The sequence below is a fragment of the Cuspidothrix issatschenkoi CHARLIE-1 genome (assembly GCF_002934005.1).
Taxonomy (GTDB): Bacteria; Cyanobacteriota; Cyanobacteriia; order Cyanobacteriales; family Nostocaceae; genus Cuspidothrix; species Cuspidothrix issatschenkoi.
The window spans coordinates 1-5,749 of the sequence record NZ_PGEM01000032.1 but is presented as its reverse complement, the minus strand read 5'-3'; the positions used below and the strand labels follow the sequence as shown (position 1 = coordinate 5,749).

The window sequence follows — 5,749 nt, the reverse complement described above, 5'->3', positions numbered from 1 at the left end:
AGGGAACAGGGAACTCTTAACAGGGAACTCTTAACAGGGAACAGTTTCAAGAGTTGGATGGGAGCTATTTTTCCTTGGTATCAAACTTAAATGCAAGGTTTTCGAGTTTCCACCTCGTAAAAGCTTGCACTCTTTTTACATGAAAACGGCTCAAACCCTTTACCTGTAATCCTTTCATGTTTATTCAGCAAGCCCTAGGTAGATATTTGTTATTTTCTGGCATAAATTACTTGTTCCCAGTCTTTGACTGGGAATACCTACTAGGAGGCTCTGCCTCCAATCCTGGAGTACAGGGTACTTTACCTGATTTTGTGTTGATAGTTGAGGCAGAGCCTCATCAACTGCATTCCTAGTCAGAGACTAGGAACTAGGAAAAGACGATTAAAAAAATGAGAATTCTTCCAATTTTAAAGCAATCTATATTTTTCTCCTATTTCTTGTAGTAGTAGATAAAATTTAACACTATCCCGAATATGAGAAAGTTCTGGAATTTCCTTCGTTTCATCGGCTACATCAACATAATTAATAAAATTAGGACTTGACCATCCACGCTTCCAAATAACTCTGTTATTAGTTAATAAAATACCTTCTTTTGCATCATGCCAATAACTCGTATCTATCAGAGCTAATATCTGTTCATCAGCATTAACAATTGCATAATTGGATAAAGCATTAGTGAATTTATCTAAAGGAATGTTCGGTGCAATAAATACTTCTTCACTATTAAACTTTTTAGGTAACTTGTCATTCAGAAAATCAATAAATCCTACTAAATAAGGAGATGTTGGCATTTCCGTTAAAGCGTACAATCGAGACTCAAACTGATGTAATATATTTGAGTCTCGACCTTTTTTTCCTTTCAGAAAAGACCAGACAATAAAACCAGCCCCAAATGCTATTAAAGATGCGCCTCCAGTAATAACGCTCATTCCACCTAAAGCGGAAATAATGGAAGTAATAGCGGCTGCTCCTGATAATGTACCTGCTACACCCAAAGCAGAAGCACCAGTCCAAGCAATAAAAACAGCACCCGCACCAGCTAAAGTTCCTGTTACTGCTGCAATTCCTAAATTTTTGAAGTCTTCTCCGTCCATGTCAGAAACAAGCGCAACAGATAATAATCCAGCCGCTCCAATTAAAGCTGCTCCACCAGTAACTACTGCTAAACCACCTAACATTCCTAATCCACCAGCAGCTACAGAACCACCTCCTAAATAGGCTAAACTTGCTGTAGTAGCTGCACCTCCACTTAGGCTACTAATAGCTACACCTGTTGAAGCTTCCGCTCCCAAAGCATTCAGTGTACCTGTTATTGTAGGTAAAATAGCTCCACCTTGATTTTTTGCTTTACGAGCGACTTTGATAATTTCTCCCCAATCTTTTTTATCTGATTCTGAAGTTTCTTCACCCAACTGATTTTTCGCTATGATATCAATAATTTCCGTATTTTCAAAAAAGCGATTTTGCGCCATTAAATAGACTAATTTACAACTTTTTAAGATGTCAGAATTGAGAATGAATGAATTTAGTAATGGCAAAGTTTCTAAATCAGATACTTCCTTACCATCTCTAACTTCTTCATAGATTTTCAAGTATTTTTCTTTATCTTCAGAACTTAGTTGTTGAGTATCAGTAATTAAATTAACAATGATTATGTCTACAGTTAAAGCCCTAGATTTAGCACTAGCAAGTGAATAAGCACGCTTGATTCCTACGGGCATATTTGAACCAGCAATAATAGCATCTAATTCCTTAAGATAACTAAAATTGGGGACTGGTTCAGAACTACGAACGTATTGATATGTACCTCTAATTAGCTTTTTTTTATCTTGAGAAAGCTGCGATTTCGCTAAAGCAGATTCTATTGCTTGTTCCATAATAGTTAGCAAGCAATTTTGATAAGCTATGTCATATCTTCGTTTAATTGGTTCATCTAATTTCGATGAAGCTACAAGATATTGCAATAAATCAAGAGAAGCAATATCCTCTATATACTCACCATCTTCAAGTAACTCATAGGTTTGTTTAGCTTTTTCTTTCGTAGCATCTTTACGAATAAAATCAGCTTGGTCAATTTCTTGATAAATTTTGTCAGCAATTCTAATTTGCGAATCGTATAATGTATGCAAAATCAAAGTAATATCATTACCTTGCAAGCCAACTTTAGGAACAGAAATTTCATAATTTTCTATAATTCTAGCAGGAACTTTTACTTGACAAGTATTTCCAGACCTCAAAGTAACTTTTTGAATACCTCCTCTTTTAGCAATTTCATAAGGTATAAAGACGTGATATTTTTCATTGATGAAATCATCATTAGCACTAGCAATTTCTGGATATATCAAATCTTTAGTCAGATAAACCATAACACCAGAAGCCATCAAATTTAAAAACATCCGACGGTTTATATTATGGGTACTTTCTTTCATACCCTTTTTGGTTACACTGTCAAAATTTTTAGCAACACCTCTAGACAACCACCCCATCATATCCTCCCATCCTTTAACAGCACAATAGAAAATAGATATGATTATAAATATAACACGCAGCTTTAAGTGTGTCTAGTAATGTCAAATATTTTTTGATTAAGTACACAATATAAAACTTAATATTTTAAAAAGTAACTTCAAAATCTGATACAATCTATTCGTTAAAAATTAACACTGGAGTAATAAACAGACATCACAAAACTAAAAAATGCTACAATATATAAAACCTATGAATATCATTTACATTTTTCTGGAGGCAATATTATGTTATCAACAGAACTTAAACAAGAATCTATGAAAACAAGAATTGAGAAAATAGTGAATATTTTAATGGAAGAACGTCCTTTATTTAAGGAAGAACTGAATGCAGAGGAAATGATTCAAGAGTTATATAATCTATTTCAGCAAAACTTACCTATTGATGAGTTTAATAGCATGGAAGATCAGGAATTAAAAAAGCATTGTAGCGGAATTATGGTGTTAGAAGCAGTAGCGGGAACTTTAAATGAATTAACTCCCGAACAAATAGCAATTTTTGATGAAATGATTAAACGGAAATAAAGAACATGGCGTATTTATTAGATACAAACATTGTTTCCTTAGCACTGAGAAATAACTTTAGAGTAACAGCAGAAATAGCGCAATTAAAATCTCAAAGACAAATATTGAGTACCAGTTGCGTTACTTACTTTGAAGTTAAAAGAGGTTTATTTGCAGTCAAAGCAATTAAACAATTAGAAAGATTTGATAATTTCTGTAAAGATTATCAAATCATTTTTCTAGATGATTTAGCGATTTTGGAAAAAGCTTCAGAAATTCATGCAAATCTCAGACTAAGAGGATTACCAATCCAAACAGAAGATATTTTAATTGCTGCAACTGCTATCATTAAAGGGTTTATTCTGGTTTCTAATGATAGTGATTTATTAAGAATTGAGGAATTAAGTTTAGAGAATTGGTTACAGGAATGAGGTAGGTTGGGTTGAGGTAAGGAAACCCAACATCAGAGTAAATAAACTTACATAGATTCTTGATATTTTACCAACAATTCAGGAATATAATCATATCCATCAACACCAATGACAGCAATCATTTTTGGGCGATTTTGTTGTAGGAGTAGGTGAAATTTATCTGCACCCAATTGTCCCCTAATTATTGTTAATAAAGCAGCAGGTTGTCGCCACTCTTCAGAAGCAATTTGCTCTAAAAGATACATTCCTAAACTACCAGTGTAAACTGCTTTTTCATAATTAGCCATTAGATAATAAGCTTCAGCTAAATAGGCTAAATTACGACCTTGTAAATACAAATCACCAGAAACCTGGGCTGTTTTAAAGGCATTTTCTAAATATTTAATTGCTGTTGAGTATTTTTCAGTAACTAAATAACCAATACCTAAACTACTAAAACATAAAGCTTGACTTTGCAAATCATTTAATTTTTCTGCCAGTTTTAATCCTTGTTCTAGATAGTTAATGGCAGATTCATAAACTTCAGGTTCACTAACTTCATTTTGCTTTGCTTGCATCACTTCACTATAACCTAAATTAACTAAAGCATTTGCTTCTCCAGTTTTATCTCCTATTTGTCTACTAAAAATTAATGCCCGTTGACTATAATTAACGGCTTCACCATAATTTTGTTGTTGCACATAGGTACGACTAACATGATTAAGATTAGCAATTTCACAGATTTTATCCCCAGCATTTCTGGCTATTTCTAAAGCTTGTTGATGGAAATTAAGAGAGCGATCATATCTACCCAAACCGCGCTGGGAATACCCCAATAATGTCAAAATCCGGGCTTTTTCTTGAGTACCTTCTGCTGAACTCAAAGGAACATCTAAATAATCCAAAGCATCCCGTAAATAACTACCAGAAAATGAGGCAAAAATCCCACCATACAGGGGAAAATAAGGACGTTGGGCAAAAGTTCGCAAAATTTGCAGCATGATTTGCGCTGCGCTATCACTATATATTATGGCTTGATTTTGAAAAACGCTGGCTAATTGACTCCAAATTACGGCAAAGGTTAAAAATGTGGAAATAGATAATTTTGGACCTGCTTGAATATCATAAGCTTGTTGATCAAACCAACCAATTAAACCCCTTTGCAAAAACTGTAAAACTATAACTAATTCTACCCAATCACTCAAACTCATACTCTGATATTGTTGGGCAAATTCTAAAGCTGATTGTTCTACTGCTAAGGTGTGAAAAAATGCTTGGGGAACTTCACTATTTACTACTTTAGCCCAACTTGCCCAAGGACTATTTTCTCCAGGAACACCACCAAATCCTAGAGAGTTTTTTTGTTCATACATCCAGTTAAGCAAGTTTGGCTGGAGTTTTTGCCAAGCAGTTATACCACGATTAATTCCATCAGAAATTTGCTGAAAATCTTCATTAGCACTAGCAAATTGTTGTAAAGACTTGGCTAATTGTTGAAGTTGGGACAAATTTAAAGGATACTTTTGGTTGGGATCTGTCGCTCGCAATAAAGCCGTTAAACGTTCATCTGAACTAGCTGTGGTAATCTCCCGCATAGACAAAGCTATAATTTCATTAGCTTTATTTTGTTCTTGCCAGCGTTGCCACTGCGTTTGGATAGTTTTAGCAGCGCGTAAACTACGGGTAGCTTTGGCTTTTTTCAGTTCGTCCGTTTCCTTGTCTACCTGAGATTGTATAGTATTTAAGCGATCGCTCAAAACTAACTCAAACACCTCTCCAGTCCCGGAAGTGATACCTTTGAGTAACATTTGATAAACCTGCTCTACAGAACTAATTTTGCCCTTGAGAGTGGTTTCGATAATATCGTTAATTAAAGCGAGATAATGCTCGCGCAATGGTAAAGGGTCTGACACTTTAGCTAATAGATAACATCACAACAATTCTTATTGTAGCTGTAGCAGGTTTGGAGATTACCCATAACCTTTAACAGAAGAATGAAGGAGTCAGCATGGCTTATATATCATTTGTGCAGGATATCACCATAAACCTAATTCTTGGGTAGGTATAATTCATGAATTTTCCCTACAAGAGTTTAGTGGTTATGCACATTTAATTACCACCAGATACCTATTATATGTCACTGCACCCCATGTACTAAATAAGTCATCATTTCTCCCTTACCTTTAATTTTAATTAACCCCCATTTTTCCAACAAATATTTATCTTGTGAACTACCACACACTGACCTTCGGTACAGTGTGGGCTTCCCAATTCATCGGGAACAGCCTCTATAACTTTGTAGTTCTATTG

At 34.7% G+C, this 5,749-nt stretch carries 4 protein-coding genes; 2 read left to right on the top strand and 2 right to left on the bottom strand.

The annotated features are described in order from the left end of the window. Positions 1–407 precede the first annotated feature (407 nt). Complete coding sequence (locus CUN59_RS05540; RefSeq protein ID WP_133164000.1) at positions 408–2,429, bottom strand: hypothetical protein; 2,022 nt, start codon at positions 2,427–2,429, stop codon at positions 408–410. A gap of 324 nt (positions 2,430–2,753) precedes the next feature. Between CUN59_RS05540 and CUN59_RS05535 the strand changes: the two genes are divergently transcribed. Next, positions 2,754–3,050 (top strand): hypothetical protein, encoded by a 297-nt coding sequence (locus CUN59_RS05535; RefSeq protein WP_104386898.1) that lies wholly within the window; start codon positions 2,754–2,756, stop codon positions 3,048–3,050. Between the two features lie 5 nt (positions 3,051–3,055). Continuing rightward, positions 3,056–3,460, top strand: a complete 405-nt coding sequence (locus tag CUN59_RS05530; protein ID WP_104386897.1) for a type II toxin-antitoxin system VapC family toxin — start codon at positions 3,056–3,058, stop codon at positions 3,458–3,460. A gap of 47 nt (positions 3,461–3,507) precedes the next feature. Here the strand turns inward: CUN59_RS05530 and CUN59_RS05525 are convergent, their stop codons facing one another. Further along, positions 3,508–5,352 carry a tetratricopeptide repeat protein gene (locus CUN59_RS05525; protein WP_104386896.1) on the bottom strand — a complete coding sequence of 615 codons (1,845 nt, stop codon included), beginning with the start codon at positions 5,350–5,352 and terminating at the stop codon, positions 3,508–3,510. Between the last annotated feature and the right edge of the window lie 397 nt (positions 5,353–5,749).

Bases quoted from the DNA above. Each gene is read 5' to 3' on its own strand.
- CUN59_RS05540 (WP_133164000.1), bottom strand. From the start codon at position 2,429: ATGAAAGAAAGTACCCATAATATAAACCGTCGGATGTTTTTAAATTTG.
- CUN59_RS05535 (WP_104386898.1), top strand. From the start codon at position 2,754: ATGTTATCAACAGAACTTAAACAAGAATCTATGAAAACAAGAATTGAG.
- CUN59_RS05530 (WP_104386897.1), top strand. From the start codon at position 3,056: ATGGCGTATTTATTAGATACAAACATTGTTTCCTTAGCACTGAGAAAT.